Raw genomic sequence first — 26970 nt, 5'->3', positions numbered from 1 at the left:
ATGCAAGCGTCAGGGAGACACGCCGGACTGGGCCTCGCCCTCGTCTCGGCGATCGCGTTCGGTGGTTCGGGAGTCGCGGCGAAGCCGCTGATCGAGGCGGGTCTGGACCCGCTCCACGTGGTCTGGCTCAGGGTCGCCGGGGCGGCGCTCGTGCTGTCCCCGCTGGCTTGGCGCCATCGCGATCTCATACGCCGCAAACCCCTGCTCCTCGCGGGCTTCGGACTCATCGCCGTCGCCGGAGTCCAGGCCTTCTACTTCGCCTCGCTCTCCCGGATCCCGGTCGGCGTGGCCCTGCTGCTGGAGTACCTCGGCCCGGCGCTGCTGCTCGGCTGGATCCGCTTCGTGCAGCGCAAGCCGGTGACCCGGGCCGCCGCGGCCGGCGCCGCCGTGGCCGTGGTGGGGCTCGCCTGCGTGGTCCAGATCTGGGCCGGGCTGACCCTCGACCTGCTCGGGGTGCTGCTCGGCCTCGCGGCCGCCTGCTGCCAGGCCTTCTACTTCGTCTTCGCCGACCAGGGCAGCGACGGCGACGACGTGCCCGACCCGATGGGCGTGATCGCGTACGGCATGATCATCGGCACCCTGGTGATGACCGTCATCGCCCGGCCGTGGCAGCTCGACTGGCGGGTCCTGGGCGGCGACGCGGTCGTCGGCGACCTGATGGTCCCCGCGCCGGTGCTGCTGGGCTGGGTCGTGCTGATCGCGACCGTCTTCGCGTACCTGACCGGCGTGGTCTCCGTCCGCAGGCTCTCGCCGCAGGTCGCGGGCGTGGTGGCCTGCCTGGAGGCGGTCGTGGCGACGGTACTGGCCTGGGTGCTGCTCGGCGAGCACCTGGAGACCTGGCAGATCGTCGGCGGCGCGCTCGTCCTGGTCGGTGCCTTCATCGCGCAGACCTCCCGCCCGGCCGCGCCCGGGGTGGTGGCGGAGCCGCTGTCCGCGCTGGACCGGGATCCGAGCAGGGTCTAGGGTGCCGATCATGCCTTCGACCGTGCTTCCGCCTCCCGCCGCCTAGCGCGGGCGGCTGCCACTGCGTACGAGACCCGGCCCGGGCCTGACCCGGGCGGGTTCGCGCTGCCCGCGAAGCGATGACCTGCTCCTCTCATCCTTCACGCACGCGGAGACCTCTCGTGTCGCACCATTCGCCCGCCGTCGGGCGCAGTCTGCTGTACCTCGTAGTCGCCGGAGCCGCCTGGGGAACCGCCGGGGCGGCCGCCTCGCTGATCTTCCTCGCCAGTGACCTCGGCCCGCTCTCCCTGTCGTTCTGGAGGTGCGCGGGCGGGCTGGCGGTTCTGCTCGCGGTACTCGCCGTACGCCGTCTGCGGACCGGCGGAATCCGGTCGGGGAAGGCGCGGCCGGGCCGGGACCGGGCGAAGCCCTCGGTGGGGTCGCTCATCGGGACCGGGCTGCTCTTCACCCTCTTCCAGTCCGCGTACTTCGCCGCGGTGCGCGAGACCGGCCTCGCCGTCGGCACCGTGGTGACCCTCGGAGCCGGGCCCGTGCTCATCGCGCTCGGGGCCCGGTACTGGATGGGGGAGCGGCTCGGGCGGGGCGGTGCCGTCGCCGTCGGCGGGGCGCTGGCCGGGCTGGCCGTACTCGTCCTCGGCAGCGGGGGCGGCGAGGTGCGGCCGCTCGGCGTCGGCTGGGCGCTGCTGTCCGCCGCCGGATACGGGGCGATGACCCTGCGGGCCAGGCTGCTCGGGCAGCGCGGCGCCGGCGGGGACCCGCTGGTCACCACCGTCTGGTCGGTCGCCGTGGGCACGGTGTGCCTGCTGCCGGCCGCGGTGGTGGAGGGCCTGCTTCCGCACACCGCGGAGCCCGTGCGGACGCTCTGGCTGCTCGCGTACATGGCGACCGTGCCGACCGCGCTGGCCTACGCGCTCTACTTCAGCGGAGCCGCCGAGGTACGGGCCGCGACGGTCTCCGTGATCATGCTCATCGAGCCCGTCGGCGCGGCGGCGATCGCCGTCCTGGTGCTCGGGGAGCGGCTGACGGGTGCGGTGGTGCTGGGCACCGTACTGCTGCTGGCGGCGGTGGGGGCGCTGATCGCCGCCGAGTCGCGGCGCCCGGCGGACCGCTCTGCGGACCCGTCTGCGGGCGGATCCGCGGACCGGCCGGCGGACGGGGTGCAGGGGCGGCCCGGCGACCGGGTTCAGAGCGCGGTGACGTAGTCCGGGACGGTCGTGCCGGGGGTCAGGTCGGCGGCCGGGACCGGGGTCCCGTACGCCGGCGCGACCGGGACCACGCCGGACCAGAACGGCAGCCCGAGGTCCTCGGCGTCGTCGTTCGGCCCGCCCGTGCGGACCTTGGCGGAGACCTCGTTCAGGTCCAGGCGGATCACGGCGGTGGCCGCGAGCTCCTTGGCGTTCGCCGGCCGCGAGTCGGCGGAGCGGCCGGGTACGACGTGGTCGACCAGTGCGTCGAGGGCCGTCCGGCGCTCGTCCGGGTCGGTCACCTCGTAGGCCGTGCCGTGGACGACCACCGAGCGGTAGTTGATCGAGTGGTGGAAGGCCGAGCGGGCCAGCACCAGGCCGTCGACGTGCGTCACGGTCAGGCAGACCGGCAGTCCCGGGTCGGCCTTGCCGGCCGCGAGGAGGGGCCGGGAGCCGGTGGAGCCGTGGATGTAGAGGGTCTCGCCGACCCGGCCGAAGAGGGTCGGCAGGACCACGGGGGCGCCGTCGCGGACGAAGCCCAGGTGGCAGACGTAGGCCTGGTCGAGTATCGCGTGCACGGTCTCGCGGTCGTAGCGCGCCCGGTCGCGGGACCGGGTCGGAACGGTGCGGTCGGTGGGGGCGTACGGGGCGGCCGCTCTTTCCGTGGCCGCCGCCGTGGCCGTGGTGGTCTCCGGGGCAGACGTGGCGCTCATCGTGCGGACTCCGTTGTATTAGTGCATACTGGACTTTGTGCTAGAAGACTATCGGATCAGTGGGCGGCGCGCATCGGACATCGCGGCCAGCGTCGAGTCGGGCGTCGGTTCGGGCGCGCTCGCGCCGGGAGCGCTGCTGCCGCCGATGCGGGAGCTCGCCGGTGTGCTGGGGGTGAACCCCAACACCGTGGCCGCGGCCTACCGCACGCTGCGCGAGCGCGGTGTCATCGAAACGGACGGCCGGCGCGGCAGCCGGGTGCGGTCCCGGCCCGCGACCGCGCCGCGCGACGCACGGGGCATGGCCGTACCGGAGGGGGCGCGTGACCTCACCTCGGGCAACCCGGACGTGCGGCTGCTGCCCCCGCTCGACGCCGCTCTGGCGGGCGCGGCGCGGCGCTACGCCCAGGAGCCGACGCTCTACGGGATGGACCCCGTCGTTCCGGAGCTGGCGCGGCTCGCCAGGGCGGGCCTCGACGCCGACGGGGTGCCCGCCGGAGCGGTCGCGGTGACCTCGGGGGCGCTGGACGGCATCGAACGGGTGCTGGCCGCACACCTGCGGCCCGGGGACGCGGTGGCGGTCGAGGACCCGGGGTGGGGGAGCGTGCTGGACCTCATCCCGGGGCTCGGTCTGCGGGTGGTCCCGGTGGCCGTGGACGACGACGGGCCGGTGCCGGACTCCGCGGCGCGCGCCCTGGCCGAGGGAGCGCGGGCGTTGCTCGTGACGGCCCGCGCGCAGAACCCGACCGGGGCCGCGGTCAGCGCGCAGCGGGCGCGGGAGCTGCGGGCGGTGCTGTCCGGGCATCCGGAGGTGCTGGTCATCGACGACGACCACGGACACGGCATCGTGGACCTGCCGCTGCACGTGCTGGGCGGGGTCACGCGGCACTGGGCGCTGGTCCGCTCCACGGCGAAGGCGTACGGGCCGGACCTGCGGCTCGCCGTGCTGACCGGCGACGACGTGACGCTCGACCGGGTACGGGGCCGCCAGCGGCTGGGGCCGGGGTGGGTGAGCCGGCTGCTGCAGTACGCGGTGGTGGAGCTGTGGAACGCGGGAGCGGTCGACCACGCGGCGGTCGCGCGGTCCTACGGGGAGCGGCGGGACGCGCTCGTCGCCGCGCTGGCCGAACGGGGCGTACGGGCCCACGGGCGGAGCGGGATGAACGTGTGGGTGCCCGTCGCCGATGAGACGGCGGTGGTGACGAGCCTGCTGGGCGCGGGCTGGGCCGTCGCTCCGGGGGCCCGGTTCCGGGTGGAATCGCGGCCCGGGGTGCGGATGACGGTGTCGGCGCTGTCCCTGTCGGAGGTGCCTCGGCTGGCGGCGGCGGTCGCCGCGGCCGTCCGCCCCGAGGCCGGCGGCCGCTTCGACTGACCCGGCCCGGCCGGGTCCTGGCGTCACGGTCGGGCCGGGCGCCGCTGTGACGACAGGACCCGGCTCGGCGAGATCCGAAGAGCCGGCCTAGGAACGGCGTGGCTGGCTGAGGGCCGCGCCCGCGAGGACGATGACCGCGCCGACCGGGGTGTTCCAGTGGAGCTGTTCGTCCAGCAGGAGGACGCCCGCCGTCGTGGCGATGACCGGGATGAAGTAGGTGACCATCTGCGCGGTGGTCGGGCCGACTTCCGTGACCAGGCCGTACTGCATCCGCAGCGCCATGCCCGTGCCCAGTGCGCCGAGCGCGATCACCGACAGGGTGGGCCAGAGCGGGAAGGAGGTCGGCGCGGAGGTGAACAGGACGCTGACTGCGCCCAGTTGGACCGTGGCGATGAGGAGCTGGGCGCTCGTGAGGGCCAGCGGCGAGCCCGGGGTCGAAGCCATCGTGCGGCGGATGTAGATCCAGCCGATCGGGTAGCTGAGCGCGGCGAGCAGGGCGAGCAGGGTGCCCTTGGCGTCGATGCCCGAGAAGCCCTGCCAGGCGCCGAGGACGGTGAGCACGCCGAGGAAGCCGAGGCCCAGGCCCGCGAACCGGCGGCGCGTCGGGCGGTCCTCGGAGAGGGCGACCAGGGAGAGCGCCATGCCCCACAGTGGCGAGGTGGCGTTGCAGATGCCGGCGAGGCTGGAGGGGATGGTCAGCTCCGCGTACGCGAAGAGCGAGAACGGCAGGGCGTTGAGCAGCAGCGCGGCCACCGTCAGGTGGGCCCAGGTGCGTCTGCCCCGGGGGAGCGGTTCCCGGCGGATCAGGAGCACGGCGAGCAGGGCGAGCGCGCCGAAGAAGACCCGGCCGAGAGCGACTTGGAAGGGGGCGTACGCCTCCGTGCCCACTTTGATCAGCAGGAAGCTGAAGCCCCAGATCGCGGAGAGGACCGCGAAGCGCAGGCGCCAGTCCAGCCGCCCGGCGGCGGGGGTCGACGGGGTGATGGTGGGGGAGGGTGAGGATGCCGGGTGAGGAGTGGTGGGTGCGCTCATGACCGTTACTCTCGCCCGCGCGACCTCGTAGGACAAGCGAGAGTTGTTGGGCGGGACGCCGTAGCATTGCTTATATGTTGAACTTGGAGCGCCTTCGCACGCTCGACGCCCTCGCACGCCACGGCTCGGTCAGCGGCGCCGCCGACGGCCTCCACGTCACCACCTCCGCCGTGTCCCAGCAGATGGCCAAACTGGAGCGCGAGGTCGGCCAGCCGCTGCTGGCCAAGAACGGGCGCGGAGTCCGGCTCACCGACGCCGGCCGGCTCCTGGCCGACCATGCGGCCCGGATCATCTCCCAGGTGGAGCTCGCCCAGGCCGACGTCGAGGCCCGCCGCGGCTGCGTCGTCGGCGAGCTGCGCATCGGCGCCTTCCCGACCGCCATGCGGGGGCTGCTGCCCCGGACCCTGGCCGCCCTGCGCGCGGATCACCCCGAACTGCGCCCGCACGTGAGGGAACAGGAGCCGGAGGAGGGCCTGGCCGCCGTCGTGCGGGGCGACCTCGATCTGGCCCTGGCCATCGACTGGCACAACAAGCGCATGCCGGTGCCGGCGGAGCTCACCCGGACGCACCTCCTGGACGACTCCGTGGACATCGCGGTGCCGGTCGGCCACCGGCTGGCCGGCCGCCCCGGGATCTCCCTCTCCGAGTTCGCCGACGACGACTGGATCTCTTGGAACGAGGGCCAGTTCTGTCACGAGTGGCTCGTCCACACCCTGCGCGGCACCGGTGTCGAGCCCCGGATCGCCCACATCGCCGAGGAGCACCACACCCAACTGGCGTTCGTCGAGGCCGGACTCGGTGTCTGCGTGGCCCCGCGACTGGGGCGCGGGCCGGTGCCGCCGGGGGTCCGGCTGCTGCCGGTGTGCGACAGCGTCCGCCGCCACGTGTACGTCGTCTGGCGGGCGGACGCCGGCCGGCGGCCCTCGATCCGGGCGGCCGTCGAGGCCCTGCGGCGGGCGGCGGCCGATGACGGCGGGGACCAGGTCCCGCACTAGTGACCTGAGGCCGTCTCTTTCGGATCTTGCCGGGCCGACACGGTCCGAAGGCGACGGCCTAGATCTTGCGGAAGTCCCACGACACGATCGACTCCGGGGTCAGCCGGATCCAGGCGTGCCGCCCGTCGTGCGGCATCTCGGTGATGCCGAAGTTCTTGACGGGGAAGATCCGCTCGGCCTCCGCCAGCTCCTCGCAGGGCTCGCCCGTACGCGGGGCCTCGCCGACGAAGACGGCGTTGCCGGACAGTTCCACGCCGCGCAGTTCGCCGTACTCCTCGCCGGCGTCCACGACCACCGAGATCCGGGGGTCCTCGCGCAGATCGGACCAGCGCCGGCTGCGGGTGATCGAGTACAGCCACAGCGAGGTGCCGTCCCAGGCGAACCAGAGCGCGCCCACGTGCGGGCGCCCGTCGGGGGAGACCGTGGCCACTCGGCAGGTGCGCTGCTCGCGCAGGAAGAGGTCGACCTCCCCGTCGGTCATCATGATGCGGCGGCCCCGCCGCTGCGCCTTGTCCACGCGTGTCTCGTCCATCCGCTCCGCGCCCCTTCACATCTGACTGTGTGTCAGGAATCATGGGTGCTCTTCCGTCGCCACGCCAGGGGGAGCCATGGCCGAACTCGATCCCGCCACCACCGCGCTGCTCACCGTCGAGTGCCAGAGCGGTGTCGTCGGCGAGGAGAGCGCCCTGCCGGAACTCGCGAAGGAAGCCCGGGACTCCGGAATGCTGGACCGGGTCGCCGCGCTCGTCGAGGCGGCGCGCGGAGCCGGCGTACAGGTACTGCACGCCGTCGCCGAGCGGCGGCCGGACGGGCTCGGGGCCAGTACCAACGCGCGGCTCTTCCGGGCGGCCGGGAGGCTGCCGGTGCGCCAGCTGACCGGCAGCCCGGCCGTCGAGGTCGCCGCCCCCATCACCGTCGCCGAAGAGGACCTGGTGGTGCGCCGCCTGCACGGGCTCTCACCGATGGCCGGAACCGACCTGGACGCCCTGCTGCGCAACCTCGGCATCCGCACGCTCGTCGTCACCGGGGTCTCCTCGAACATCGCGATCCCGAACACCGTCTTCGACGCCGTGAACCTCGGCTACCAGGTCGTGGTCCCCTCCGACGCCATCGCCGGGGTGCCCGCCGCGTGCACCGCCGAGGTGATCCGCAACTCCCTCTCCCTCGTCGCGGCCATCACCACGGCCGAAGCGCTCATTACTCAGTGGGCTACCGCGCACTGACCCCCGTAACCTGGGCGGATGCTGTCCGAAGTGATCGCGACCCGCTACGTCACGCCCTTGCGTGAGGGCGGCTCGCTCCCGGGGATCGTCGAGGCCGACGACCTCGGGACCTACGTCATGAAATTCACCGGAGCCGGCCAGGGCCGCAAGACCCTGGTCGCCGAAGTCATCTGCGGCCGCCTGGCCCAGCGGCTGGGGCTGCGCGTCCCGCGGCTGGTGCAGATGCAGCTCGACCCCGTCATCGGGCTCGGCGAGCCCGACCAGGAGGTCCAGGAGCTGCTCAAGGCCAGCGGCGGGCTGAACCTCGGGATGGACTACCTTCCCGGCTCGATCGGCTTCGACCCGCTCGCGTACCGGGTGGATCCCCTGGAGGCGGGGCGCGTGGTCTGGTTCGACGCACTGATCAACAACGTCGACCGGTCCTGGCGCAACCCCAACATGCTGGTCTGGCACGGGGACCTCTGGCTCATCGACCACGGCGCCACCATGATCTGGCACCACAACTGGCCCACCGCCGAGAGCGCGGCCGCCAAGCCGTACAACGCCTCCGACCACGTCCTGGCCCCCGTCGGCCCGGACATCGCCCGGGCGGCCGCCGAGCTGGCACCTCTCGTGACCGAGCAGGTGCTCACCGAGGTCGCGGCCGACGTGCCCGACGAGTGGCTGGTCGACGAGCCCGGCTTCGGCTCCACCGACGCGCTGCGCCGCGCCTACGTGGAGGCCCTGCTGCCGCGCGCGGCCACGATCCACGAGAGGATCACGATGGAGGCCGAGGTGAAGGCCCGGTCGGGTCCGCCCGGCTGGCTCGCCGACCGCCTCGACCCCCGGCCCCGGAAGATGAAGAGCGACAGCGAGTGACCAAGCGGGACGTGTTCGAGTACGCGCTGGTGCGTGTGGTGCCCCGGATGGAGCGCGGCGAGTGTTTCAACGCCGGCGTGATCGTCTACTGCCGGGCGCATTCCTACGTGGCCGCGCGCACCCACCTCGACGAGGCCAAGCTCCTGGCCCTGGACCCGAAGGCCGACGTGCCCGGGGTGCGGGCCGCCCTGCGCGGCGTCGAGGGGGTGTGCAGCGGCGGCGAGCTGGCGGGGCAGGCGGCCGGCGACGACGCCGGTCGGCGTTTCCGGTGGCTGATCGCGCCGCGCAGCACGGTGGTGCAGCCGGGCCCGGTGCACACCGGACTGACGGCCGACCCGGCCGCCGAAGTGGAACGGCTGCTCGACCTGCTGGTCCGCTGATCGGCGGAGCCTCGAGAGCCCTGGCACCTGGTGGCGTTGACACCGGGTGCCAGGGCTCCTAGCGTCTCCTCAGCCGAAGCTACTAAGCGGTTGCTCACCCATGGGAACCGTTTCGGCCACCACAAGGGCGAAGGAGATCCAGCATGTCCACCACCGAGCAGCGCGTCGCGATCGTCACCGGGGCGGCCCGGGGCATCGGCGCGGCCACCGCCGTACGCCTGGCCGCCGAGGGCCGGGCGGTCGCCGTACTCGACCTGGACGAGGCGGCCTGCAAGGACACCGTGGAGACGATCACGGCGGCCGGCGGCAAGGCCGTGGCGATCGGCTGCGACGTCTCCGACGCCGCGCAGGTGGAGGCGGCCGTCGAGCGCGTCGCGAGCCTGCTCGGCGCCCCGACCGTCCTGGTCAACAACGCGGGTGTGCTCCGGGACAACCTCCTCTTCAAGATGAGCGAGAACGACTGGGACACCGTCATGAACGTGCACCTGCGCGGCGCGTTCCTGATGTCGAAGGCCTGTCAGAAGCACATGGTGGAGGCCAAGTTCGGCCGCATCGTGAACCTCTCCAGCAGCTCCGCGCTGGGCAACCGCGGCCAGGCGAACTACTCGGCGGCCAAGGCCGGCCTGCAGGGCCTGACCAAGACGCTGGCCATCGAGCTCGGCAAGTTCGGTGTCACCGCGAACGCCGTCGCCCCCGGTTTCATCGCCACCGAGATGACCGCCCAGACGGCGGCCCGCGTGGGCATGGGCTTCGAGGACTTCCAGGCCGCGGCCGCCACCCAGATCCCGGTGCAGCGGGTCGGCCGCCCGGACGACGTCGCCAACGCCATCGCGTTCTTCACGGGCGAGGCCGCCGGCTTCGTCTCCGGCCAGGTCATGTACGTGGCCGGCGGCCCGCTCAACTGACGAGAGGCAGGGTCACGATCATGACGGACGAGGCGTACGGGTCCGCGCGCGGCGGCGCGGACAGCGGCAAGGTCGCGCTGATCACCGGTGCGAGCCGGGGCATCGGCTACGGGATCGCCGAGGCGCTGGTGGCGCGCGGCGACCGGCTCTGCATCACCGGCCGGGGCGAGGAGGCCCTCAAGGAGGCCGTCGAGCGGCTCGGCGCCGACCGGGTCATCGGGGTCGCGGGCAAGGCGCACGACGAGGCCCACCAGGCCGCCGCCGTGGAGCGGACGATGGAGGCCTTCGGCCGCGTCGATTTCCTGATCAACAACGCGGGGACCAATCCGGTCTTCGGGCCGATCGCGGACCTGGACCTCGGGGTGGCCCGCAAGGTCTTCGAGACCAACGTGATCTCCGCGCTCGGCTTCGCCCAGCGCACCTGGCACGCCTGGCAGAAGGAGAACGGCGGGGCCATCGTCAACATCGCCTCCATCGCCGGTGTCTCCGCCTCGCCCTTCATCGGGGCGTACGGGATGAGCAAGGCGGCCATGGTCAACCTGACCCTCCAGCTCGCCCACGAGATGGCGCCGGGCGTGCGGGTCAACGCGATCGCGCCCGCCGTGGTGAAGACCAAGTTCGCCCAGGCGCTCTACGAGGGCCGCGAGCAGGAGGCCGCGGCGGCCTATCCGCTCGGCCGGCTCGGCGTACCGCAGGACATCGGAGGGGCAGCGGCTTTCCTCACATCTGCACAAGCGGAATGGATCACCGGGCAAACTCTCGTCGTTGACGGGGGAATGTTCCTCAATGCCGGAGTGCACTGACCGATAATCGGACGCATTTGCCTCCAGAGAGGGGGCAAATGCGTACCGAATATGCACGTATTCGGTCAAGTGCCGCACGAAACCTACCCATTGGATTTGTGAGGCACTGCGGTAGGGTCTGCCGCACCCCTGGCTGATCGAGGAGCGTGCACGTGTTCAACCGGACCAGATGCCTGCAGATCACTGCGGCCCTTGCGTCCATATCCCTGCTCTCCGGATGCGGCCTGTTCTCGGACGACGGCGGCGACGGCGCACAGCGGATTGTCGTCGGAACGACGAGCGCACCCACCACCCTCGATCCGGCGGCGGCCTGGGACGGCTCGTGGGAGCTGTACCGGAACGTCTACCAGACCCTGCTGGCTTTCCCCACGGGCGCCACCAAGCCCCAGCCGGACGCCGCGCAGAGCTGTGAGTTCACGGACTCCGGGAACGAGTCGTACCGCTGCATTCTGAAGAAGGGCCTGAAGTTCTCCAACGGCGAGGTGCTCGACGCGAAGGCCGTCAAGCACTCCCTCGACCGGATCGGCGCCATCGACGCCCCGGCCGGCCCCAAGGCCCTCTTCGGCAGCCTGGACAAGATCGAGACGCCGGACGCCCTGACGGTGGTCTTCCACCTGAAGACCCCGGACGCCACCTTCCCCTTCGTGCTCGGCTCGCCGGCCGCCTCCCTCGTCGCCCCGAAGGAGTACCCGGCCGACAAGCTGCGGGAGGGCTCCGCGGTCACCGGCTCCGGCCCGTACACCCTCGAGTCCTACAAAGAGGGCGGCGAAGCGGTCCTCGACCGCAACGGCAGCTACACCGGCTTCGCCAACCGCCGCAACAACGGCGTGACCATCCGGTACTTCACGGACTCCAAGAAGATGATCGCGGCGCTCAAGGCCAAGGAGATCGACGCGACGTACCGAGGCCTGTCGGCCCCGGAGATCAAGGACCTGCAGACCCCCGAGTCGCACAACGAGGGCGTCCAGGTCGTCGAGAACGTCGGCGCGGAGATCCGCTACCTCGTCTTCAACCCCAAGGACCCGCAGGCCGCCAAGACCCCGGTGCGCCAGGCGATCGCCCAGATCGTCGACCGCGGGGCGCTCGTCTCCAAGGTCTACCAGGGCACCGCCGAGCCGCTGTACTCGATGGTCCCCAAGGGTGTCGTCGGCCACAAGACGCCCTTCTACGACACGTACGGCCAGGTCGACGCCGGCAAGGCCAGGAAGATCCTCAAGGACGCCGGGGTCCCCACGCCGGTGGAGCTGACCTTCTGGTACACCACCGACCGGTACGGCGCCTCGACCGCGGACGAGTTCACCGAGCTCAAGCGCCAGCTGGACGAGAGCGGCCTCTTCAAGATCACCCTGCGCGGCCAGCCCTGGAAGGCCTTCCAGGAGGGCTACAAGAAGGGCGAGTACCCGGTCTTCGGCCGCGGCTGGTTCCCCGACTTCCCGGACCCGGACAACTTCATCGCGCCGTTCGTCGGCAAGGACAACGCCGTCGGCACCCCGTACGAGTCCAACGAGATCCTCAGCGTCATCCTGCCCAAGTCGCGCCGCGAGGGCGACCGGTCGGCCGGCATCCACGAGTTCGAGCGGGCCCAGCAGATCTTCGCCGACGACGTCCGGCTGCTCCCGCTGTGGCAGGGCAAGCTGTACGTCGCCGCGCGCGACGACATCGCGGGCGCCGAGCGGGCCCTCGACCCGCAGACCGTCATGCAGGTGTGGGAGATGTACCGCAAGACGAGCTGGTAGCGGACGCCGTGGCCGCCGGGTCCGGGCACGGACTCGGCGGCCGCGTTGTCAGTGGCGCCCGGTAGGTTCTGAAGCAGTCGCGCGAGCAGTTGAGCGAGCGCGACGCGACGTCTCGAAGAACTCGTACCGGAGGTTGTCCCCGTGACCCAGATGCTGCCCGAGTCCTGGCTCCCCGTCCTCGGCGGGGAGCTGGAGCAGCCCTACTTCAGGGAGCTCGCCGAGTTCGTCGAGAAGGAGCGGGCGAACGGGCCGGTCTACCCGCCCCGAGAGCAGGTCTTCGCGGCGCTCGAGGCCACCCCCTTCGACGAGGTGAAGGTACTGGTCCTCGGCCAGGACCCCTACCACGGAGCGGGCCAGGGCCACGGCCTGTGCTTCTCCGTGCAGCCCGGTGTCAAGACCCCGCCCTCGCTGCGCAACATCTACAAGGAGATGCAGGCCGAGCTGGGCACCCCCGTTCCGGACAACGGCTATCTGATGCCGTGGGCCCGCCAGGGCGTCCTGCTGCTCAACGCGGTGCTCACCGTCCGGGAGGCCGAGCCCAACTCGCACAAGGGCAAGGGCTGGGAGAGGTTCACCGACGCGGTGATCCGCGCGGTCGCCGAGCGCCCCGACCCCGCCGTCTTCGTCCTCTGGGGGGCGTACGCGCAGAAGAAGCTCCCGCTGATCGACGAGGGGCGGCACGTGGTCGTCAAGGGCGCCCACCCCTCCCCGCTCTCGGCCAAGAAGTTCTTCGGCTCCCGGCCCTTCACGCAGATCAACGAGGCCGTCGCCGCCCAGGGCCATGCGCCGATCGACTGGCGCATCCCGGACCTGGGCTGACGCGCGACCGCGCCTAGGCGGCATTGCCGGTGCCTGCGGCTAGCGTCGTGACGATCAGACCGGAGCAGGTCTGGCAGACCGAGCCGGAGGCCGCGTTGACCGAGCAGCAGGAGGCGTCGGAGGACGCCGTCATGACCAGGATCGGCCAAGCGGTCATCCTGCTGCACGCCGGAGACCGCGAAGAGGCCCGCAACCGGCTCGGCGAGATCTGGTCCGAGATCGGCGAGGACGGCGACTCCCTGCACCGCTGCACGCTCGCCCACTACATGGCCGACGCGCAGGACGACCCCGCCGAGGAGCTGGCCTGGGACCTGCGCGCGCTGACGGCCGCCGACGGGCCCGGCCCGGCGCCGGCCGTCAGGGTCTTCTACCCCTCGCTGCACCTGAGCCTGGCCGCCGACTACGTGAAGCTACGACGCCCCGAGGCGGCCCGGATCCACCTGGCCCGGGCCAGGGCCGCCACCGGGGCACTGGGCGACGACGGGTACGGCGACGGCGTACGGGCCGCCATCGCCCGGCTGGAGCGCCGGCTCGCGGCGGAACCGGGCGAGGCACACCGGCCGTTCCCGGAGCAGCACACCTAGGCCGTGGCCTCGTAAGCCGGCCGGGCGGATCCGCCCGGGGTTCAGGGGCCGGGCCGGGTCGGGTGTCAGCCGCCGTGGACGCCCGCGCAGATCCGGGCCTCGGGGCTGTCCGGGTGCCAGCGTCCGTGGCGGCGGCCCAGGGCGCACACGTCGGCCGGCCGCACCGGCAGCTCCCGGGCCAGCTCGCGGGGCACCTGCGCCTCCTCGGAGCGGGGATGCCGAGGCCGGTGGCCGCCGGGACGCCCGTCCGCGTGGCCCCGGGGCTCACCGGCATGGCGGGGCTCCGGGATGTCCGGGACCGGAGGAGCGCCGCGTGAGGCGCCGGTACCGGCGGCTCCGCGCTCCGCCGTTCCGCGCCGGGCGTCGGGGGCCCCGGTCCCCGCGGCGACCTGCCGCCCGGTGACCGAGGGCGCGGGCCCGGCGGGCCGGCCCGGCGCCGCCTTCAGCGCCTCCAGGGCGGGTGCCTGGACGACCACCGACGTGGTTCCCGGCCCACCGCGGGCCTCGTGCCGGGGCGGTTCCTCCGGGGTGCCGGGAGCGGTCGCCGGCCGCATGGGGGCCGGGCTCACATTCACGCAGCCGGAGACGGCCGAGATCGCGCAGGCGACGCCGAGCAGCAGCTTCGTCGTGGTTCGGGTTGGATGCACTCGCGCAACTCTGCTGTGCGAGGACCCCGTTGCGAAAACCCGGAGCCGATATTCACCCCGCACGGGTGACGGCTACTCGCCTTCGACGGGGTTCCGTTACGGCCCGCCCTCCCGGCTACTCGCCCGTGGATCCGTCGAGGTGCTCCCGCAGCAGGTCGGCGTGGCCGTTGTGGCGCGCGTACTCCTCGATCATGTGCGTGTAGACCCAGCGCAGGCTGAACACCTCGCCGCGGCGGTGGCTTTCGGCCTCGGAGGCGAGGTCCAGGGAACGACCGGAAGTGGCCTGACGGGCCAGCTCGACCTCGGTCTGCCACACCTGCTCCGCCTCGCCCCAGGTGTCCTGGCCGCCGAAGTGGAAGTCCCCGTCCGGTTCGTCGTCGGTGCAGTAGAGCTCGGGGAGCTCCTCGCCCAGCATGATCTCCCGGAACCAGTACCGCTCCACCTCCGCCATGTGCCGTACCAGCCCCAGCAGGCTCAGTTCGGACGGCAGCAGGGGCTTCGCGCGAAGCTGCTCCTCCGAGAGTCCCCCGCACTTCCAGGCAAGAGTGGAACGGTGGTAGTCGAGCCAGCCGTCGAGCATGTCGCGCTCGTTCGCCGTGGTGGAGGGTTCGGTGCGGTGGGATGCGCTGGTGAGGGTCATGACCCCATCCTTGTCGAACGCGCCCGCGCCCACCAGCGATTAGGCTGCGTACATCCCACGAGGCTGCGTACATCCCACGAGGTGCGCGCATCCACGAGCAATGATCTGGAGGCTCCGGTGAAGGTCGGCTGTATCGGACTCGGTGACATCGCGCAGAAGGCCTACCTGCCGGTCCTCGCCACCCGCCCGGGGCTCGAACTGCACTTGCAGACCCGCACCCCGGCCACCCTGGAGCGGGTCGGCGCCCACCACCACATTCCGGCCGAGCGCCTGCACGCCGACCTCGACTCGCTGCTCGCGCAGAAACCCGACGCGGCCTTCGTGCACGCCCCCACCGCCGTCCACCCCGAGATCGTGGAACGGCTGTTGGAAGCGGGCGTGCCCACCTACGTCGACAAGCCGATCGCGTACGATCTCGCGGACTCGCGCCGCCTGGTCGAACTGGCCGAGGCGCGCGGGGTCTCGCTCGCCGTCGGTTTCAACCGCCGTTACGCGCCGGGCTACTCGCAGTGCGCCGACCACCCGCGCGAGCTGATCGTCATGCAGAAGAACCGGGTCGGCCTGCCCGAGGACGTACGCACCTTCGTCCTGGACGACTTCATCCACGTCATCGACACCCTGCGCTTCCTGCTGCCCGGCGAAGCCGACCACCTCGACGTGCGGGCCGTGGTGCGCGAGGGCCTGATGAGCCAGGTGGTGCTCCAGATGTCGGGTGCCGGCTTCACCGCGCTCGGCATCATGAACCGGCTCTCCGGTTCCACCGAGGAGATCCTGGAGGTTTCCGGCCAGGACACCAAGCGCCAGGTCGTCAACCTCGCGGAGATCATCGACCACAAGGGCCAGCCGACGGTCCGCCGACGGGGGGACTGGGTGCCGGTCGCCCGCCAGCGCGGCATCGAACAGGTCGTGGACGCCTTCCTGACGGCCGTGGAGACGGGCCGCACCCTCAGCGCCCGCGACGCGCTGCTCACCCACGAGCTCTGCGAGCGGGTGGTGGAGTCGGCTCTGGAGCAGGCGCGCTGACCGGCCTCCCGGGCCGCACGGAGCGGGCGCCCGCGACCGCGCAGTAGGCGGCCAGGGCCGTCAGCGCGGCGCCCACCGCCCAGTCCCCGAAGCGGACGTACAGGGTCGTGCCCCGGGCGAGCGGGACCTCGTACACGCGGGCCGTGCTCGCCGAGGTGGACAGGGCCGGCCCGACGCGCTCGCCGGCGGGGCCGCGGACCTCGCTGACGCCGGTGAGGGTGGCGTGGACCACGGGGCGGCCGGTCTCGGCGGCGCGCAGAGCGGACAGCGAGGCGTGCTGGGCCGGGGCCCAGCTGTTCTGGAAGGTGGACGTCGCCGACTGGTCGACGAGCAGAGCGGCCCCGCTCCGGGCGAGGTGGCGGCTCATGTCGGGGAACGCCGACTCGAAGCAGACCAGCGGGCCGAGGCGGACGTCCGTCCGTCCGGGCAGCTCCATCAGCACGGGGGCGACGCCGGGAACCCTGTTCTCGTCGGCCGCCTTGCCGACCGACGTGGCCCAGCCCAGCAGCGTGCGGGCCGGTACGTACTCCCCGAAGGGCACCAGGCGCATCTTGTCGTACCGGTCGCCGGTGGGCCCAAGCGGCCCGACGAGGACCGCCGATTTACGGATCCCGGGGCGGTCCGCCGCCCGTGCGTCCACATTGACCAGTAGGGGAGCCCCGACCTCGGCCGACAGGGCGGCGAGCCGCCGGGCCAGGTCCGGCCGGGTCGCCAGGTCCTCGCCGACACTGCTCTCGCCCCACACCACCAGGTCCGGGCGCTGCCCCGCCAGGGACCGGGTCAGCTGCTCCCCGAGGGCGAAACGCCGCTCCGGGGCGCTCGGTCCGTCCGCCGTCAGACCCGGCTGCACCACGGCCACGCGGAGCCCGCCGGACGCCTCAGGGCCCGGCGCCCACAGCCACACCGCCCCCGTCAGCACCGCGCACCCGGCCACCCCCGCGACCGCGGGCGACCGCGCCCCCGGCACCGCGATCAGCAGCACCACCGCGCAGTTCACCGCCACCACCAGCAGGCCGACCAGCCAGACCCCGCCCACCGAGGCCAGCCGCAGGGCGGCCGGCACCTGCCACTGACTGGCCCCGAGCAGCCCCCACGGCCCGCCCAGCCCCTGCCAGGACCGGGCCAGCTCGGACAGCAGCCACCCGGCCGGTACGAGGACCAGCGCGGCCGCGGCCCGCCCCCGGCCCGGGGTCCCCCCGAGGAGCTCGCGCACCAGCAGGGCCCAGGGGATCCAGAGCACGCCCAGCAGAGCCGCCAGGACGATGAGGAACACGTGCAGGCTGGGCAGCAGCCAGTGGTGCACGGCGAAGACGAACCCGGCTCCGCCGAGCCAGCCCTCCAGGGCTGCGCGCCGTCCGGTGGGCGCCGACCTCAGCAGCAGGATCCAGGGCACGAGGGCGACGTAGGCGAACCACCAGAGCGCGGGGGCGGGAAAGGCGAGAAAGGGCAGCGCTCCGGCGGCGGGCGCGGCCGCCGCACGCCACCACAGCCGCGGCTTCGGGACGGTGAGCACCATGACGCGCCTCCGCATCCAGTGTGGAACAGCCCTGCGCGTCATGCCGACACGTGGCGCCACTTCTCGTGGACGGTGACGCGGGAGAGCCGCCAGCCGGCGCGGGGGGTGCGGGTGAGGGCGAAGGCGTAGCGGCCCGCGGCGACGAAGTTGGGTGCGGTGACCGACCCGTCGAACTCTTCGCCGGCCAGCCGCATCGGGTTGAGGAAGTCCGCCCGCACCTCGGCCGTGTCGCCGGGGGAGCCGCCCTCGTCCGCCACCCGGATCAGCCGGTTGACGATGAGGTGCTGGCGCACCGGGAACAGCTTCATCGTCTCCTCGAGCCAGCCCGCGACCTCCCCGGCCGGGCCCTCGATCCCGCCGGCCGAGCTGTAGTCGGCCCGCCCGCCCGGGGCGAAAAGGCCGCGGTACGCGGCCCAGTCACCGTCGTCGACGGCCACCGCGTACCCCGTGACCACCTCGTCGATCGCCAGCCGGTCCATCACGGCCGCAAGGTCCACACGCTGCGTCATCGGGACAGTGTGGGGCTGCGGGGCCCGCAGGCCAAGGGGCATGCGGGAACCGGATCATCCGGCGGCCGGTCAGCGGCCGGAATGCGCCTCCCGGGGACGGACCACGACGAGGAACGCGTCGCTGTCCAGGTCCATCACCACCTCGGCCGCCACGCCCTCGCGCAACCGCTGCGCCGCGTACTCCTCGGCCGGCCAACTCCCCCTCGGACTTCCGGCCGGAAACCGCTCCAACACCACTCGCCCCATGGGACACCCCCTGTCGCTCGTCTTCAGGTCGCTTCAGGTCTTACAGGCACAACGACGCGAAGGCCGCCCGGGAACGTTCCCGAACGGCCTCCGATTCACGCGGAGCAGTGAACCGCGACGCGAGTGCTGTGACCGGGAAGGTCCACCGGGTCGCGGCGCCCGGCACGGCACCTCGCCGCGTTGTCGGGCCACGGCGGTACGCCCAGTACGAGCCGTGGCCCTCCGCCTTGCGATGCACCGCACCGAACACCGGGACCCGGCACACCTTCCCGGCCACAGCACTAGCCCGCCGACTCGCCGGCGTGGGGGCTCAGCACGCCCATGCCGATCAGGGCGAACAGCACGATGCCCAACAGGATCCGGTAGATCACGAAGGGCATGAAGCTCCTGCTGGAGATGAACTTCATGAACCAGGCGATGACCGCGTATCCGACCAGGAAGGCGATGACCGTCGCGAAGATCGTCTCGGGCCAGGAGATGTGGCCCGGGTCCTCGATGACGTCCTTGATCTCGAACAGGCCGGAAGCCAGCACGGCCGGGATCGCGAGGAGGAAGGAGTAGCGGGCCGCCGCCTCGCGGGTGAAGCCCAGCAGCAGCCCGCCGGACAGCGTCGCGCCGGAGCGCGAGACACCCGGGATCAGGGCCATCGCCTGGCACAGACCGAAGATCAGGCCGTCCTTGACGCCCAGCTCCTTGAGCGTCTTGCGCTCGCGGATCGCGCGGTGCCGGCCGCCCTCCTCGTCACGCGCGGCCAGCCGGTCCGCGGCGCCGAGCACGATGCCCATCACGATGAGGGTGGTGGCGATCAGTCGCAGGTCGCGGAAGGGGCCCTCGATCTGCTCCTTGAAGGCGAGGCCGAGAACACCGATCGGAATCGAGCCGACGATCACCAGCCAGCCCATCTTGGCGTCCTGCTCGGAGCGCAGCGCCTTCGTGTACAGGGAGCGGAACCAGGTGGAGATGATCCGCGCGATGTCCCTGCGGAAATAGATCAACACGGCGGCCTCGGTGCCGATCTGCGTGATCGCGGTGAAGGCCGCCCCCGGGTCCTGCCAGCCGGCGAACGCCGCGGTCAGGCGCAGGTGGGCGCTGGAGGAGATCGGGAGGAACTCCGTAAGCCCCTGGACGAGACCGAGGATTAGGGATTCGAACCAGCTCATGTCGGGGTGCGCTCGTCCTTGTGATCGTCGGGCAGTTCGGGTCCGATGCTAGGGCCCGTGGGGTGCGGCCGTGACCACAGGGGGGTGTACGGGCGTCAGTTCGCGGGAGGGCGCGGGCCGTCGGACGGGCACCAGCCGGTGCCGCTTGCGCCAGGCGACGACCGCCGCACCCACCGCGGACAGGGCGATGAAGCCGAACGAGGCGAGGAACGCGGGGGAGGAGGGGGAGGAGGCGCTGGCGCCCGCGACCACGTACGCGGTGGTGTTCGGGACCACGCCGATCGCGGTGGCGAGGAGGAAGGGCAGCCAGCGGCAACGGGACAGCGCGGCGGCGTAGTTGGCCACCGCGAAGGGCAGGCCCGGAAAGATGCGCACCGCCAGCATCGAGCGGAAGCCGTGCCGGGCCAGCTGGTCGTCGGCCGCCTGCAGCCAGCGGCCGCGGATCAGCGGACGCAGGGCGTCGCGGCCCATCATCCGGCCGAGCCCGAACGAGATGCCCGCGCCGACGACCGAGCCGGCGACCGCGGCGAGCAGACCGAACGGGGAGCCGAAAAGGGCCCCGGAGGCCAGGTTCAGCAGGGGCCGCGGCACCAGGGCGGCCGTGCACACCCCGTACGCCGCGGCGAAGAGCAGCACCGCCGCGCCCACCGGGAGCCCCGGGGGCCAGCCCTCCGACAGCAGGCGCTGGGGCTCGTACAGCACGACGCAGACGCCGGCCGCCAGGAGCAGCGCGACGAGCAGCGAGAGCCGGGTCCACGGCGCGAGGAGGAGGGACATCCCGGGAGACTAACCGACCCCTCGTCGCGCGCGCCGTAATCTGGACCTCATGCAGCCGACCGTCCAGCGGTGTCCGCCGGTTCCGCACAGCCCCCTCGCGGAGCTGCTGGCGGAGCGCCTGGTGCGGTCCTTCGGCGCGGCCGCCGACGCGGGGCAGGCCACGCACATGGCCGCCTACATGAAGGGCGTCGCTCCCTTCCTCGGGATCCGCACCCCGCTGCGGCGCGAGCTGTCGCGGGCCGTGACCAAGAACACCCCGAAACCGGACGAGGCGGACTGCGTCGCGCTCGCACTGCGCTGCTGGGAGCTTCCGGAGCGCGAGTACCACTACTTCGCCGCCGACTACCTGCGCCGGCACGTCGCGCGCTGCTCCTCCGGCTTCCTCCCCCTCGTCCGGCAGCTGATCACCACCGTCCCCTGGTGGGACACCGTCGACACGCTCGCCGCGCACACGGTCGGCCCGCTGGTGGCGGCCGACCCCTCGCTCACCGCCGTCATGGACGAGTGGATCGGCGACGACGACCTGTGGGTGGCCCGCACCGCGCTCCTGCACCAGCTCCGGTACAAGTCCGCGACCGACGCCGATCGGCTCTTCGCGTACTGCCGCCGCCAGGGCGGCCACCCCGACTTCTTCGTCCGCAAGGCCATCGGCTGGTCCCTGCGCGAGTACGCGAAGACGGACCCCGGCGCGGTACGCGCCTTCGTGGCCACCGAGCGGGAGTCGCTGTCGCCTCTCTCGGTGCGCGAGGCACTCAAGAACGTCTAGTGCTGTGGCCGGAAAGGTTCACCGGGTCGCGACGCCCGGCACGGCACCTCGCCGCGTTGTCGGACCACGGAAGTACGTCCAGTACGAGCCGCGGTCCTCCGCCTTGCGATGCACCGCACCGGACGCCGCGACCCGGCAAACCTTCCCGGCCACAGCACTAGGCGATCCTTCCCGGCCGGAGCCCTCGGCCAGAACGCCGGTCGGCCAAAAATCATTCGACGGGCCGAACCGCCTCCGGCAGGATCGTCCCCATGACCAGGCACGCCTTCCCCGCAGCGCCGTCCGCAGTCGCGGACGCGCCGGAGGCTGCCGTCCTCGCGGAACTCGCCGCGGGCGCACCCGCATTCGGCGGCGCACGAAGCTGACCCTTCCCGGATCGTCCGGCGGACCCCACAGGGGGAGGGTCGGTTCGCTCCGGGGGTCCCGTATTCCAGCTTCGGATCACACGGGAAGACATCATGGCCAAGACGGCCTTCGTGCGCACCAAGCCGCACCTCAACATCGGCACCATGGGTCACGTCGACCACGGCAAGACGACGCTGACCGCCGCGATCACCAAGGTTCTCGCCGAGCGGGGCGGCGCCTCCTTCGTGCCGTTCGACCGCATCGACCGGGCCCCCGAGGAGGCCCGGCGCGGCATCACCATCAACCTCACGCACGTCGAGTACGAGACCGACACCCGGCACTACGCGCACGTCGACATGCCCGGCCACGCCGACTACGTCAAGAACATGGTCACCGGCGCGGCCCAGCTCGACGGGGCGATCCTCGTCGTCTCCGCGCTGGACGGGGTCATGCCGCAGACCGCCGAGCACGTGCTCCTCGCCCGGCAGGTCGGCGTCGACCACATCGTCGTCGCGCTCAACAAGGCCGACGCCGGGGACCCCGAGCTCACCGACCTGGTCGAACTGGAGGTGCGCGAGCTGCTCACCGCGAACGGCTACGGCGGCGACACCGCCCCGGTCGTACGGGTCTCCGGGCTCGGGGCGCTGGAGGGCGACCCGCGCTGGACCTCGGCGATCCTGGCCCTGCTCGACGCCGTGGACACCTACGTGCCGATGCCCGTGCGGTACACGGACGCGCCGTTCCTGATGCCGGTGGAGAACGTGCTCACCATCACCGGCCGCGGGACCGTCGTCACCGGCGCCGTCGAGCGCGGCACCGTCCGCACGGGCGACCGCGTCAGCCTGCTCGGCGGCGACGGCGAGCCCGTGGAGTCTGTGGTCACCGGACTGGAGACCTTCGGGAAGCCGATGGAGTCCGCCGAGGCCGGGGACAACGTCGCGCTGCTGCTGCGCGGGGTGCCGCGCGACGCGGTGCGCCGGGGTCACGTGGTGGCCGCGCCCGGCAGCCTCGTGCCCACCAGGCGCTTCACGGCCCGGGTGTACGTCCTGTCCGCCCGGGAGGGCGGCCGCACCACGGCGGTGGCCTCCGGCTACCGGCCGCAGTTCTACATCCGCACCGCCGACGTGGTGGGCGACGTGGACCTGGGCGAGACGGGTGTGGCCCGGCCGGGGGACACGGTCACCATGACCGTCGAGCTCGGACGGGACGTCCCGCTGGAGAGCGGGCTCGGTTTCGCGATCCGTGAGGGCGGTCGCACCGTCGGAGCGGGCACGGTGATCGAGGTCGGGTAGCCGGGCGGCACCCCTTGGTGGTGGCGGTGGTCGGGTTGCGCCAGACTGCCGTCACCACTAGTACGCGGGGAGGGAGCGGTTCATGGACGACGGCGGCGCGGACGGCAAGGGCACGGCGCTGGTGCTCGGCGGGGGCGGGCTGACCGGCGTGGGCTGGGAGGCCGGAATCCTGTACGGGCTCGCCCGCGCGGGCGTCGACCTCTTCGACGCCGACCTGGTCGTCGGGACCTCGGCCGGCTCGGTCGTCGGCGCGCAGCTCACCTCCGGGGCGCTCACCCCGCAGGAGCTGTACGAGCGCCAGCTCGGCGACGCCCGCGGGGAGCTCACCGCGAGGCTGCGGGCCTCCCTGATCGCGCGGTACGCCGTCGCGATGGTGCGCTCGCGCGACGCGGAGGCCTACCGCCGGCGGGTAGGCGCCATCGCGCTCGCCGCAGCCACGGGGCCGGAAGCGGAGCGCCGCAAGGTGCTGGAGGCCCGGCTGGTCTCGCACGCCTGGCCCGAGCGGCGGCTCGTCGTCACGGCGGTCGACGCGCTGACCGGCGAGCTCGCCGCCTTCGAGCGGGGGAGCGGCGCCGGACTGGTCGACGCCGTGTCGGCGAGCTGCGCCGTACCGGGGGTGTGGCCGCCCGTGACGGTCGCGGGGCGGCGGTTCATCGACGGCGGGATCCGCTCCGCCACCAACGCCGACCTCGCCTCCGGCTACGCACGGGTGGTGATCCTCGCACCGATGTCCATGGGGTCCGGGCTCATCCCCTCGCCGGCGTCCCAGGCCGCGCGGTTGCGGGCGGCGGGGGCGAAGGTCCTGCTGATCACCCCCTCGCCGGAGGCCCGCAAGGTGTTCGGGCGCAACGTGCTGGACCCGGCCCGGCGCGACCCGGCCGCCCGGGCGGGGCTCGCGCAGGCAACGGTGCACGTGGAGCGGGCGGCGGAGATCTGGGCGGGCGGGGCGGCCTGACAGCGGGCGGCCCGACAATGGTGCGGTGAGTGACGAACAGATCCCGGTGATCCGGGACGTGGCCCAGGGCACCGCCAAGCTGATGCCGGACGTCGACCGGGAGCGGGCCTGGCTGCTGACGGTGGACGGGGCCCCGCAGTCGTACGTGGACCTCGACGACCCGGAGCACCTGGAGTTCGAGTACGTACGGCGCCTCGCGCACGTACTGGACCACGTCGCCGGGCCGGGGAGCGGGCTGGACCTGCTCCACCTCGGGGGCGGCGCGCTGACGCTGCCGAGGTACGCGGCGGCGACCCGGCCCGGGTCGCGGCAGGACGTGGTCGAGTTCGACGGCGGGCTGGTGTCGCTGGTCGCAGAGTTCCTGCCGGTGGCGGCGGGGAGCGGGATCACCGTGCACGTCGCCGACGCGCGGGCGTGGCTGGAGGCGGCCGCGGCCGCGAGCGCGGACGTGGTGGTGGGGGACGTCTTCGGGGGATCCAGGGTGCCGGCTTCGCTGACCTCCGTGGAGTACGCGCGGGAGGTGGCGCGCGTACTGCGGCCCGGCGGCGTCTACGTGGCGAACCTGGCCGACGGGGCGCCGTTCGCGTTCCTGCGGGGGCAGCTGGCGAATTTCGGGGCGGTCTTCGGCGAGCTGGCGCTGGTCGCGGAGCCGGGGGTGCTCCGGGGGCGGAGGTTCGGCAACGCGGTGCTCTTGGCTTCGGACGGGGAATTGCCCGTGGCGGGGCTCTCGCGTGCGTGCGCCGCCGACGCGTTTCCCGCGCGGGTGGAGGCGGGGCCGGCTCTGGCGCGCCTGATGCGGGGGGCCCGGCCCGTGGGCGACGCCGACGCGGTGGCGTCGCCCGAGCCGCCGGCCGGGGCGTTCAGCCTGGGCTGAGGGCGGGCGCCCCCGATGTTTCCCGGGGCTCCGCCCGGACCCCGCTCCTCAGACGCCGGCGGGGCAGAAGGGGCTCAACCGCCGGCGGAGGAAGAGGAGGCGGGGCTGGCGGGGCAGGCGGGTTCGGCGGGAGAGGCGGGGCTGGGGGGGATGGATTGCGCGGGGCTGGACTTGGACGGTTTGCGCGTCATGTGGCGGACGTCCGGGACTAGGAGGACGGCCGCGGTGACCAGCACGACCAGGGCCGCGCAGCCCCAGAGGGCCGAGGTGCGGCCGACGGCGGACTCGACCGGGCCGGCGACGGCCGTGGCCAGCGGGAGCATCGAGACCGAGCCGAACCAGTCGTAGGCGGAGACCCGGGAGAACTTCTCCTCGGGGATCTCCTGGTGCATCGTCGTCATCCAGCTCACGCCGAACACCTCGATGGCCGTGCCGCTCACGAACATCACCGCGCACAGGCCCCACACCGGCAGCGGAACCGCCAGACCCGCCGAGGGGAGCGCCAGCGGGAACACGCACAGGGTTCCGACCAGCAGTAGCCGGCGCGGCTTCCACAGCATCATCAGGATCGCCCCGCCGATGGTGCCGAGGCCGAAGAAGGCCAGGGCCAAGCCCCAGGGAGCCGCCCCGCCCAGACGGTCCCGGGCGACGAGGGGCCCGTAGACCGCCTCGGCGGCGCCGACGACGGCCACGACGACGGAGAACTGGAGCACGATGCTCCACAACCAGGGTCGGGTCTTGACCTCCGTCCAGCCCTCGCGCAGATCGGCCAGCAGGCCGCCGCCGGGAGCCCGGTCGGCGACGTGGCCGACGTCGAGGAAGGCCCGCAGGGCTCCGGCGACGGCGAAGGCGGCCGCGTCCACGGCGAGCACCCAGCCCGGGCCCATCGCGGCGATCATGGCTCCGCCGAGGGCGGCTCCGCCGATGCCGGCGCCGTTCATCGCCATGCGGAAGAGCGCGAAGGCGCGGTTGGCGTGCTCGCCGGAGACGCTGGACAGGAGCATGCCCTCGGCGGCCGGGTTGAAGAAGGCCGTACCGGTGCCGCACAGCGCGGTGAGCAGCATCATCTGCCACAACTGCGGGTCGCCGGCCAGGACGAGGACGGCGAAGGCGGCCTGCGAGAGACAGTTCAGGGCATTGGCCGCGACCATGACGTGGTGGCGGGGTATGCGGTCGGCGAGGGCTCCGCCGATGAGCAGGAAGAGGACGAGCGGCAGCGTGCGGGCGGCGGCCACCAGGCCGACGTCGCCGGCGGAGCCGCCCGCTTCGAGGACGGCGAAGGAGGACGCGATGAGCGCTCCGTGGCTCCCGAGGTTCGTGACGACGGCCGCACCCGTCAGCAGGGTGTAGTTGCGGCCGGCCCAGGCCGGGCGGCGCCGGATACCGGCGGAACGGGAGGCTTCGGGGGAGGGGGAGGAGGGAGAGCTCACCCACGGACTATCCCCGCCCCGAGCCGGGAATCCAAACGGATAACCGGCCCGGGAGGGAGTGCGTGGGAGATCAGCCGGTGTTGAGGCGGACGCTGCTCAGGATCTTCTCGTAGGTCTCCTTGCTCACTTCGCCCTCGACGCCCGCGGCGCCGTAGAGGACCCAGGTGGAGAGGTCACCCTTGGCGGTGGTGAAGCTGAAGGCGATGGACTTGCCGTCGGAGGAGCACTTGTTCTCCTTCGGCAGGCCGGACACGGTGGCGGTCGCCATGTGGCCCTTGAGTCCGGAGGCGGTGGTGTACTCCTTCGCCTCGGAGACCTTGGTGGTGCCCTTGGGCGCCTTCTGCGCGTAGGAGGCGAAGACCCAGTTGCCGGCCTCGTTGCGCGCGGCCTCGGCGGTGTCCTTGGCGCCCTGGCCGCCCTTGGTGCCGGAGCCCGCCAGTGAGGTGGACTCCTCCTTGCCGTCCTTGTTGGAGTCGACCTTGCACCAGTCCTCCTTGAGGAAGGCGGGCGCTCCCATCATGACGAGGGGGGAGCCGTCGTTCTTGGACTCGTCCTCGAAACCGGTGGACGTGCCCGAGGACAGGACGTTCCACTCGGGCGGCACGTCGAAGGCGGTGCCGTGCTTCGGGTTGATGACGACCTTCCAGCCCGGGATGACCGGCTTGGCGTCGGCGCCGCCGCGCGGGTTGGCGCCGGGGCTCGCCGGGGCGGACGCCCCGGAGGAGGCCCCGGAGGAGGCCGGGGCGGAGGGCGAGTTGCTCGGCTTGTCGTCCGCCTGGTCGGTGGTCCCGTCATCCCGGGTCAGGACGAACGCGCCGGTGGCGAGCGCCGTCACGGCGACGGCCGAGGCCGCCACGATGGCCACGGTCTTGGTCGAGAACGGGCTCCCGCTGCGAGGAGGCCGGGGCGCGCCGGGCGGCGGCGTGCCCCCCCACTGCGGTACGGGGACGGTCGGGGGCTGGGCCCACTGCTGGGGGGCGGGCTGCTGCTGCGGGTACCCGTAGCCGGGCCCGGGCTGCTGCTGCTCGCCGTACGGCGCCGCCGGCTGCTGCTGGTACGGGTTCGGCGTTCCCGGCTGCTGCTGGTACGGGTTCTGATGCGCGTCCTGAGGGTTTTGTTCTCCCCCGGGCGGCTGCTGCTGTCCTGGCCACATGGCCGGTAACGATAGTGGGAGGCGGGGCCGGGAGCCACGGCCGCCCCCGTGCGGGTATGGCCAACGCCTTCTA

The 26970-nt window shown here is 72.8% G+C and carries 29 protein-coding genes; 17 read left to right on the top strand and 12 right to left on the bottom strand.

Annotated elements, in window-relative coordinates; all coding sequences use genetic code 11:
- The gene (locus ACFWBY_RS19655; protein WP_385342673.1) at positions 1-963 is read left to right on the top strand and encodes a DMT family transporter; all 963 of its coding nucleotides are present in this window, start codon (positions 1-3) and stop codon (positions 961-963) included.
- A gap of 119 nt (positions 964-1082) precedes the next feature.
- A complete protein-coding gene (locus ACFWBY_RS19650; protein ID WP_385342675.1) occupies positions 1083-2165 on the top strand; it encodes a DMT family transporter in 1083 nt (360 codons plus the stop codon).
- Here the strand turns inward: ACFWBY_RS19650 and ACFWBY_RS19645 are convergent.
- Positions 2147-2860 carry a pyridoxamine 5'-phosphate oxidase family protein gene (locus ACFWBY_RS19645; RefSeq protein ID WP_385342676.1) on the bottom strand — a complete coding sequence of 238 codons (714 nt, stop codon included), beginning with the start codon at positions 2858-2860 and terminating at the stop codon, positions 2147-2149. The genes ACFWBY_RS19650 and ACFWBY_RS19645 overlap by 19 nt on opposite strands.
- Before the next feature lie 37 nt (positions 2861-2897).
- Between ACFWBY_RS19645 and ACFWBY_RS19640 the strand changes: the two genes are divergently transcribed.
- Entirely contained in the window at positions 2898-4229 is a 1332-nt protein-coding gene (locus tag ACFWBY_RS19640; RefSeq protein WP_385342677.1) for an aminotransferase class I/II-fold pyridoxal phosphate-dependent enzyme, read from the top strand.
- A gap of 87 nt (positions 4230-4316) precedes the next feature.
- Here the strand turns inward: ACFWBY_RS19640 and ACFWBY_RS19635 are convergent, their stop codons facing one another.
- Positions 4317-5261 (bottom strand): DMT family transporter, encoded by a 945-nt coding sequence (locus ACFWBY_RS19635; protein WP_385342679.1) that lies wholly within the window; start codon positions 5259-5261, stop codon positions 4317-4319.
- A 74-nt stretch (positions 5262-5335) separates the two neighbouring features.
- Here ACFWBY_RS19635 and ACFWBY_RS19630 point away from each other — a divergent pair, with 74 nt between their 5' ends.
- A complete protein-coding gene (locus ACFWBY_RS19630) occupies positions 5336-6256 on the top strand; it encodes a LysR family transcriptional regulator (protein WP_385342680.1) in 921 nt (306 codons plus the stop codon).
- A 58-nt stretch (positions 6257-6314) separates the two neighbouring features.
- Here the strand turns inward: ACFWBY_RS19630 and ACFWBY_RS19625 are convergent, their stop codons facing one another.
- A complete protein-coding gene (locus ACFWBY_RS19625) occupies positions 6315-6773 on the bottom strand; it encodes a pyridoxamine 5'-phosphate oxidase family protein (RefSeq protein ID WP_385342704.1) in 459 nt (152 codons plus the stop codon).
- Positions 6774-6864: 91 nt separating this feature from the next.
- Here ACFWBY_RS19625 and ACFWBY_RS19620 point away from each other — a divergent pair, with 91 nt between their 5' ends.
- The 8 genes from ACFWBY_RS19620 (at position 6865) to ACFWBY_RS19585 (ending at position 13564) form a co-directional block, all read left to right on the top strand.
- Positions 6865-7479, top strand: a complete 615-nt coding sequence (locus ACFWBY_RS19620; RefSeq protein ID WP_385342682.1) for a cysteine hydrolase — start codon at positions 6865-6867, stop codon at positions 7477-7479.
- 18 nt (positions 7480-7497) lie between these two features.
- Positions 7498-8337 (top strand): HipA family kinase, encoded by an 840-nt coding sequence (locus ACFWBY_RS19615; RefSeq protein ID WP_385342683.1) that lies wholly within the window; start codon positions 7498-7500, stop codon positions 8335-8337.
- The gene (locus ACFWBY_RS19610; protein WP_385342684.1) at positions 8334-8717 is read left to right on the top strand and encodes a DUF3037 domain-containing protein; all 384 of its coding nucleotides are present in this window, start codon (positions 8334-8336) and stop codon (positions 8715-8717) included. Before ACFWBY_RS19615 ends, ACFWBY_RS19610 begins: the two co-directional genes overlap by 4 nt.
- Before the next feature lie 143 nt (positions 8718-8860).
- Positions 8861-9622 (top strand): 3-oxoacyl-ACP reductase FabG, encoded by a 762-nt coding sequence (gene fabG / locus ACFWBY_RS19605; protein WP_385342686.1) that lies wholly within the window; start codon positions 8861-8863, stop codon positions 9620-9622.
- 20 nt (positions 9623-9642) lie between these two features.
- On the top strand, positions 9643-10425 hold the full coding sequence (locus tag ACFWBY_RS19600) for an SDR family oxidoreductase (RefSeq protein WP_385342688.1): 783 nt from the start codon (positions 9643-9645) through the stop codon (positions 10423-10425).
- Positions 10426-10577: 152 nt separating this feature from the next.
- Complete coding sequence (locus tag ACFWBY_RS19595; RefSeq protein WP_385342690.1) at positions 10578-12161, top strand: ABC transporter substrate-binding protein; 1584 nt, start codon at positions 10578-10580, stop codon at positions 12159-12161.
- A gap of 150 nt (positions 12162-12311) precedes the next feature.
- Complete coding sequence (locus ACFWBY_RS19590) at positions 12312-12980, top strand: uracil-DNA glycosylase (protein ID WP_385342706.1); 669 nt, start codon at positions 12312-12314, stop codon at positions 12978-12980.
- Positions 12981-13075: 95 nt separating this feature from the next.
- A complete protein-coding gene (locus ACFWBY_RS19585; RefSeq protein ID WP_385342708.1) occupies positions 13076-13564 on the top strand; it encodes a hypothetical protein in 489 nt (162 codons plus the stop codon).
- 65 nt (positions 13565-13629) lie between these two features.
- Here ACFWBY_RS19585 and ACFWBY_RS19580 read toward each other — a convergent pair whose 3' ends face one another.
- Positions 13630-14211 (bottom strand): hypothetical protein, encoded by a 582-nt coding sequence (locus ACFWBY_RS19580; protein ID WP_385342692.1) that lies wholly within the window; start codon positions 14209-14211, stop codon positions 13630-13632.
- 115 nt (positions 14212-14326) lie between these two features.
- On the bottom strand, positions 14327-14851 hold the full coding sequence (locus tag ACFWBY_RS19575; RefSeq protein WP_385342693.1) for a DinB family protein: 525 nt from the start codon (positions 14849-14851) through the stop codon (positions 14327-14329).
- 117 nt (positions 14852-14968) lie between these two features.
- Here ACFWBY_RS19575 and ACFWBY_RS19570 point away from each other — a divergent pair, with 117 nt between their 5' ends.
- Complete coding sequence (locus tag ACFWBY_RS19570) at positions 14969-15874, top strand: Gfo/Idh/MocA family protein (protein WP_385342710.1); 906 nt, start codon at positions 14969-14971, stop codon at positions 15872-15874.
- Here the strand turns inward: ACFWBY_RS19570 and lnt are convergent.
- The 5 genes from lnt to ACFWBY_RS19545 all read right to left on the bottom strand — a co-directional run bounded on the left by lnt (position 15819) and on the right by ACFWBY_RS19545 (position 20082).
- Positions 15819-17390, bottom strand: coding sequence for an apolipoprotein N-acyltransferase (gene lnt / locus ACFWBY_RS19565; protein ID WP_385342694.1), 1572 nt, complete (start codon positions 17388-17390; stop codon positions 15819-15821). The two genes, ACFWBY_RS19570 and lnt, sit on opposite strands and share 56 nt — an antisense overlap.
- 38 nt (positions 17391-17428) lie before the next feature.
- Complete coding sequence (locus ACFWBY_RS19560) at positions 17429-17899, bottom strand: nuclear transport factor 2 family protein (RefSeq protein WP_385342696.1); 471 nt, start codon at positions 17897-17899, stop codon at positions 17429-17431.
- A 69-nt stretch (positions 17900-17968) separates the two neighbouring features.
- Positions 17969-18145 (bottom strand): hypothetical protein, encoded by a 177-nt coding sequence (locus ACFWBY_RS19555; RefSeq protein WP_385342698.1) that lies wholly within the window; start codon positions 18143-18145, stop codon positions 17969-17971.
- Positions 18146-18426: 281 nt separating this feature from the next.
- The gene (locus ACFWBY_RS19550; protein ID WP_385342699.1) at positions 18427-19305 is read right to left on the bottom strand and encodes an undecaprenyl-diphosphate phosphatase; all 879 of its coding nucleotides are present in this window, start codon (positions 19303-19305) and stop codon (positions 18427-18429) included.
- Between the two features lie 48 nt (positions 19306-19353).
- Positions 19354-20082: a TVP38/TMEM64 family protein gene (locus ACFWBY_RS19545; RefSeq protein ID WP_385342701.1), complete on the bottom strand. Its 729-nt coding sequence runs from the start codon at positions 20080-20082 to the stop codon at positions 19354-19356.
- A gap of 49 nt (positions 20083-20131) precedes the next feature.
- Here ACFWBY_RS19545 and ACFWBY_RS19540 point away from each other — a divergent pair, with 49 nt between their 5' ends.
- The 4 genes from ACFWBY_RS19540 (at position 20132) to ACFWBY_RS19525 (ending at position 24314) form a co-directional block, all read left to right on the top strand.
- Positions 20132-20848, top strand: a complete 717-nt coding sequence (locus ACFWBY_RS19540; protein ID WP_385342702.1) for a DNA alkylation repair protein — start codon at positions 20132-20134, stop codon at positions 20846-20848.
- Between the two features lie 458 nt (positions 20849-21306).
- Positions 21307-22485 carry an elongation factor Tu gene (tuf, locus tag ACFWBY_RS19535; RefSeq protein ID WP_385343259.1) on the top strand — a complete coding sequence of 393 codons (1179 nt, stop codon included), beginning with the start codon at positions 21307-21309 and terminating at the stop codon, positions 22483-22485.
- Between the two features lie 82 nt (positions 22486-22567).
- Positions 22568-23440, top strand: coding sequence for a patatin-like phospholipase family protein (locus tag ACFWBY_RS19530; protein ID WP_385343257.1), 873 nt, complete (start codon positions 22568-22570; stop codon positions 23438-23440).
- Positions 23441-23522: 82 nt separating this feature from the next.
- Positions 23523-24314: a spermidine synthase gene (locus tag ACFWBY_RS19525; RefSeq protein WP_385343268.1), complete on the top strand. Its 792-nt coding sequence runs from the start codon at positions 23523-23525 to the stop codon at positions 24312-24314.
- Between the two features lie 74 nt (positions 24315-24388).
- On the opposite strand, the gene ACFWBY_RS19520 is transcribed toward ACFWBY_RS19525, so the two are convergent.
- Both ACFWBY_RS19520 and ACFWBY_RS19515 read right to left on the bottom strand, forming a co-directional pair.
- Positions 24389-25744 (bottom strand): MFS transporter, encoded by a 1356-nt coding sequence (locus tag ACFWBY_RS19520; protein WP_385343255.1) that lies wholly within the window; start codon positions 25742-25744, stop codon positions 24389-24391.
- Positions 25745-25814: 70 nt separating this feature from the next.
- Positions 25815-26897: a hypothetical protein gene (locus ACFWBY_RS19515; protein ID WP_385343252.1), complete on the bottom strand. Its 1083-nt coding sequence runs from the start codon at positions 26895-26897 to the stop codon at positions 25815-25817.
- Between the last annotated feature and the right edge of the window lie 73 nt (positions 26898-26970).

The organism is Streptomyces sp. NPDC060049, from assembly GCF_042736715.1.
Lineage (GTDB): Bacteria > Actinomycetota > Actinomycetes > Streptomycetales > Streptomycetaceae > Streptomyces.
Note: the sequence above shows the minus strand (reverse complement) of the source record. Positions and strands in the feature narration are given on the sequence as shown.

Bases quoted from the DNA above. Each gene is read 5' to 3' on its own strand.
- ACFWBY_RS19655 (WP_385342673.1), top strand. From the start codon at position 1: ATGCAAGCGTCAGGGAGACACGCCGGACTGGGCCTCGCCCTCGTCTCG.
- ACFWBY_RS19650 (WP_385342675.1), top strand. From the start codon at position 1,083: ATGACCTGCTCCTCTCATCCTTCACGCACGCGGAGACCTCTCGTGTCG.
- ACFWBY_RS19645 (WP_385342676.1), bottom strand. From the start codon at position 2,860: ATGAGCGCCACGTCTGCCCCGGAGACCACCACGGCCACGGCGGCGGCC.
- ACFWBY_RS19635 (WP_385342679.1), bottom strand. From the start codon at position 5,261: ATGAGCGCACCCACCACTCCTCACCCGGCATCCTCACCCTCCCCCACC.
- ACFWBY_RS19630 (WP_385342680.1), top strand. From the start codon at position 5,336: ATGTTGAACTTGGAGCGCCTTCGCACGCTCGACGCCCTCGCACGCCAC.
- ACFWBY_RS19620 (WP_385342682.1), top strand. From the start codon at position 6,865: ATGGCCGAACTCGATCCCGCCACCACCGCGCTGCTCACCGTCGAGTGC.
- ACFWBY_RS19615 (WP_385342683.1), top strand. From the start codon at position 7,498: ATGCTGTCCGAAGTGATCGCGACCCGCTACGTCACGCCCTTGCGTGAG.
- fabG (WP_385342686.1), top strand. From the start codon at position 8,861: ATGTCCACCACCGAGCAGCGCGTCGCGATCGTCACCGGGGCGGCCCGG.
- ACFWBY_RS19600 (WP_385342688.1), top strand. From the start codon at position 9,643: ATGACGGACGAGGCGTACGGGTCCGCGCGCGGCGGCGCGGACAGCGGC.
- ACFWBY_RS19590 (WP_385342706.1), top strand. From the start codon at position 12,312: ATGCTGCCCGAGTCCTGGCTCCCCGTCCTCGGCGGGGAGCTGGAGCAG.
- ACFWBY_RS19575 (WP_385342693.1), bottom strand. From the start codon at position 14,851: ATGACCCTCACCAGCGCATCCCACCGCACCGAACCCTCCACCACGGCG.
- lnt (WP_385342694.1), bottom strand. From the start codon at position 17,390: ATGGTGCTCACCGTCCCGAAGCCGCGGCTGTGGTGGCGTGCGGCGGCC.
- ACFWBY_RS19560 (WP_385342696.1), bottom strand. From the start codon at position 17,899: ATGACGCAGCGTGTGGACCTTGCGGCCGTGATGGACCGGCTGGCGATC.
- ACFWBY_RS19555 (WP_385342698.1), bottom strand. From the start codon at position 18,145: ATGGGGCGAGTGGTGTTGGAGCGGTTTCCGGCCGGAAGTCCGAGGGGG.
- ACFWBY_RS19550 (WP_385342699.1), bottom strand. From the start codon at position 19,305: ATGAGCTGGTTCGAATCCCTAATCCTCGGTCTCGTCCAGGGGCTTACG.
- ACFWBY_RS19545 (WP_385342701.1), bottom strand. From the start codon at position 20,082: ATGTCCCTCCTCCTCGCGCCGTGGACCCGGCTCTCGCTGCTCGTCGCG.
- ACFWBY_RS19540 (WP_385342702.1), top strand. From the start codon at position 20,132: ATGCAGCCGACCGTCCAGCGGTGTCCGCCGGTTCCGCACAGCCCCCTC.
- tuf (WP_385343259.1), top strand. From the start codon at position 21,307: ATGGCCAAGACGGCCTTCGTGCGCACCAAGCCGCACCTCAACATCGGC.
- ACFWBY_RS19530 (WP_385343257.1), top strand. From the start codon at position 22,568: ATGGACGACGGCGGCGCGGACGGCAAGGGCACGGCGCTGGTGCTCGGC.
- ACFWBY_RS19525 (WP_385343268.1), top strand. From the start codon at position 23,523: ATGCCGGACGTCGACCGGGAGCGGGCCTGGCTGCTGACGGTGGACGGG.
- ACFWBY_RS19515 (WP_385343252.1), bottom strand. From the start codon at position 26,897: ATGTGGCCAGGACAGCAGCAGCCGCCCGGGGGAGAACAAAACCCTCAG.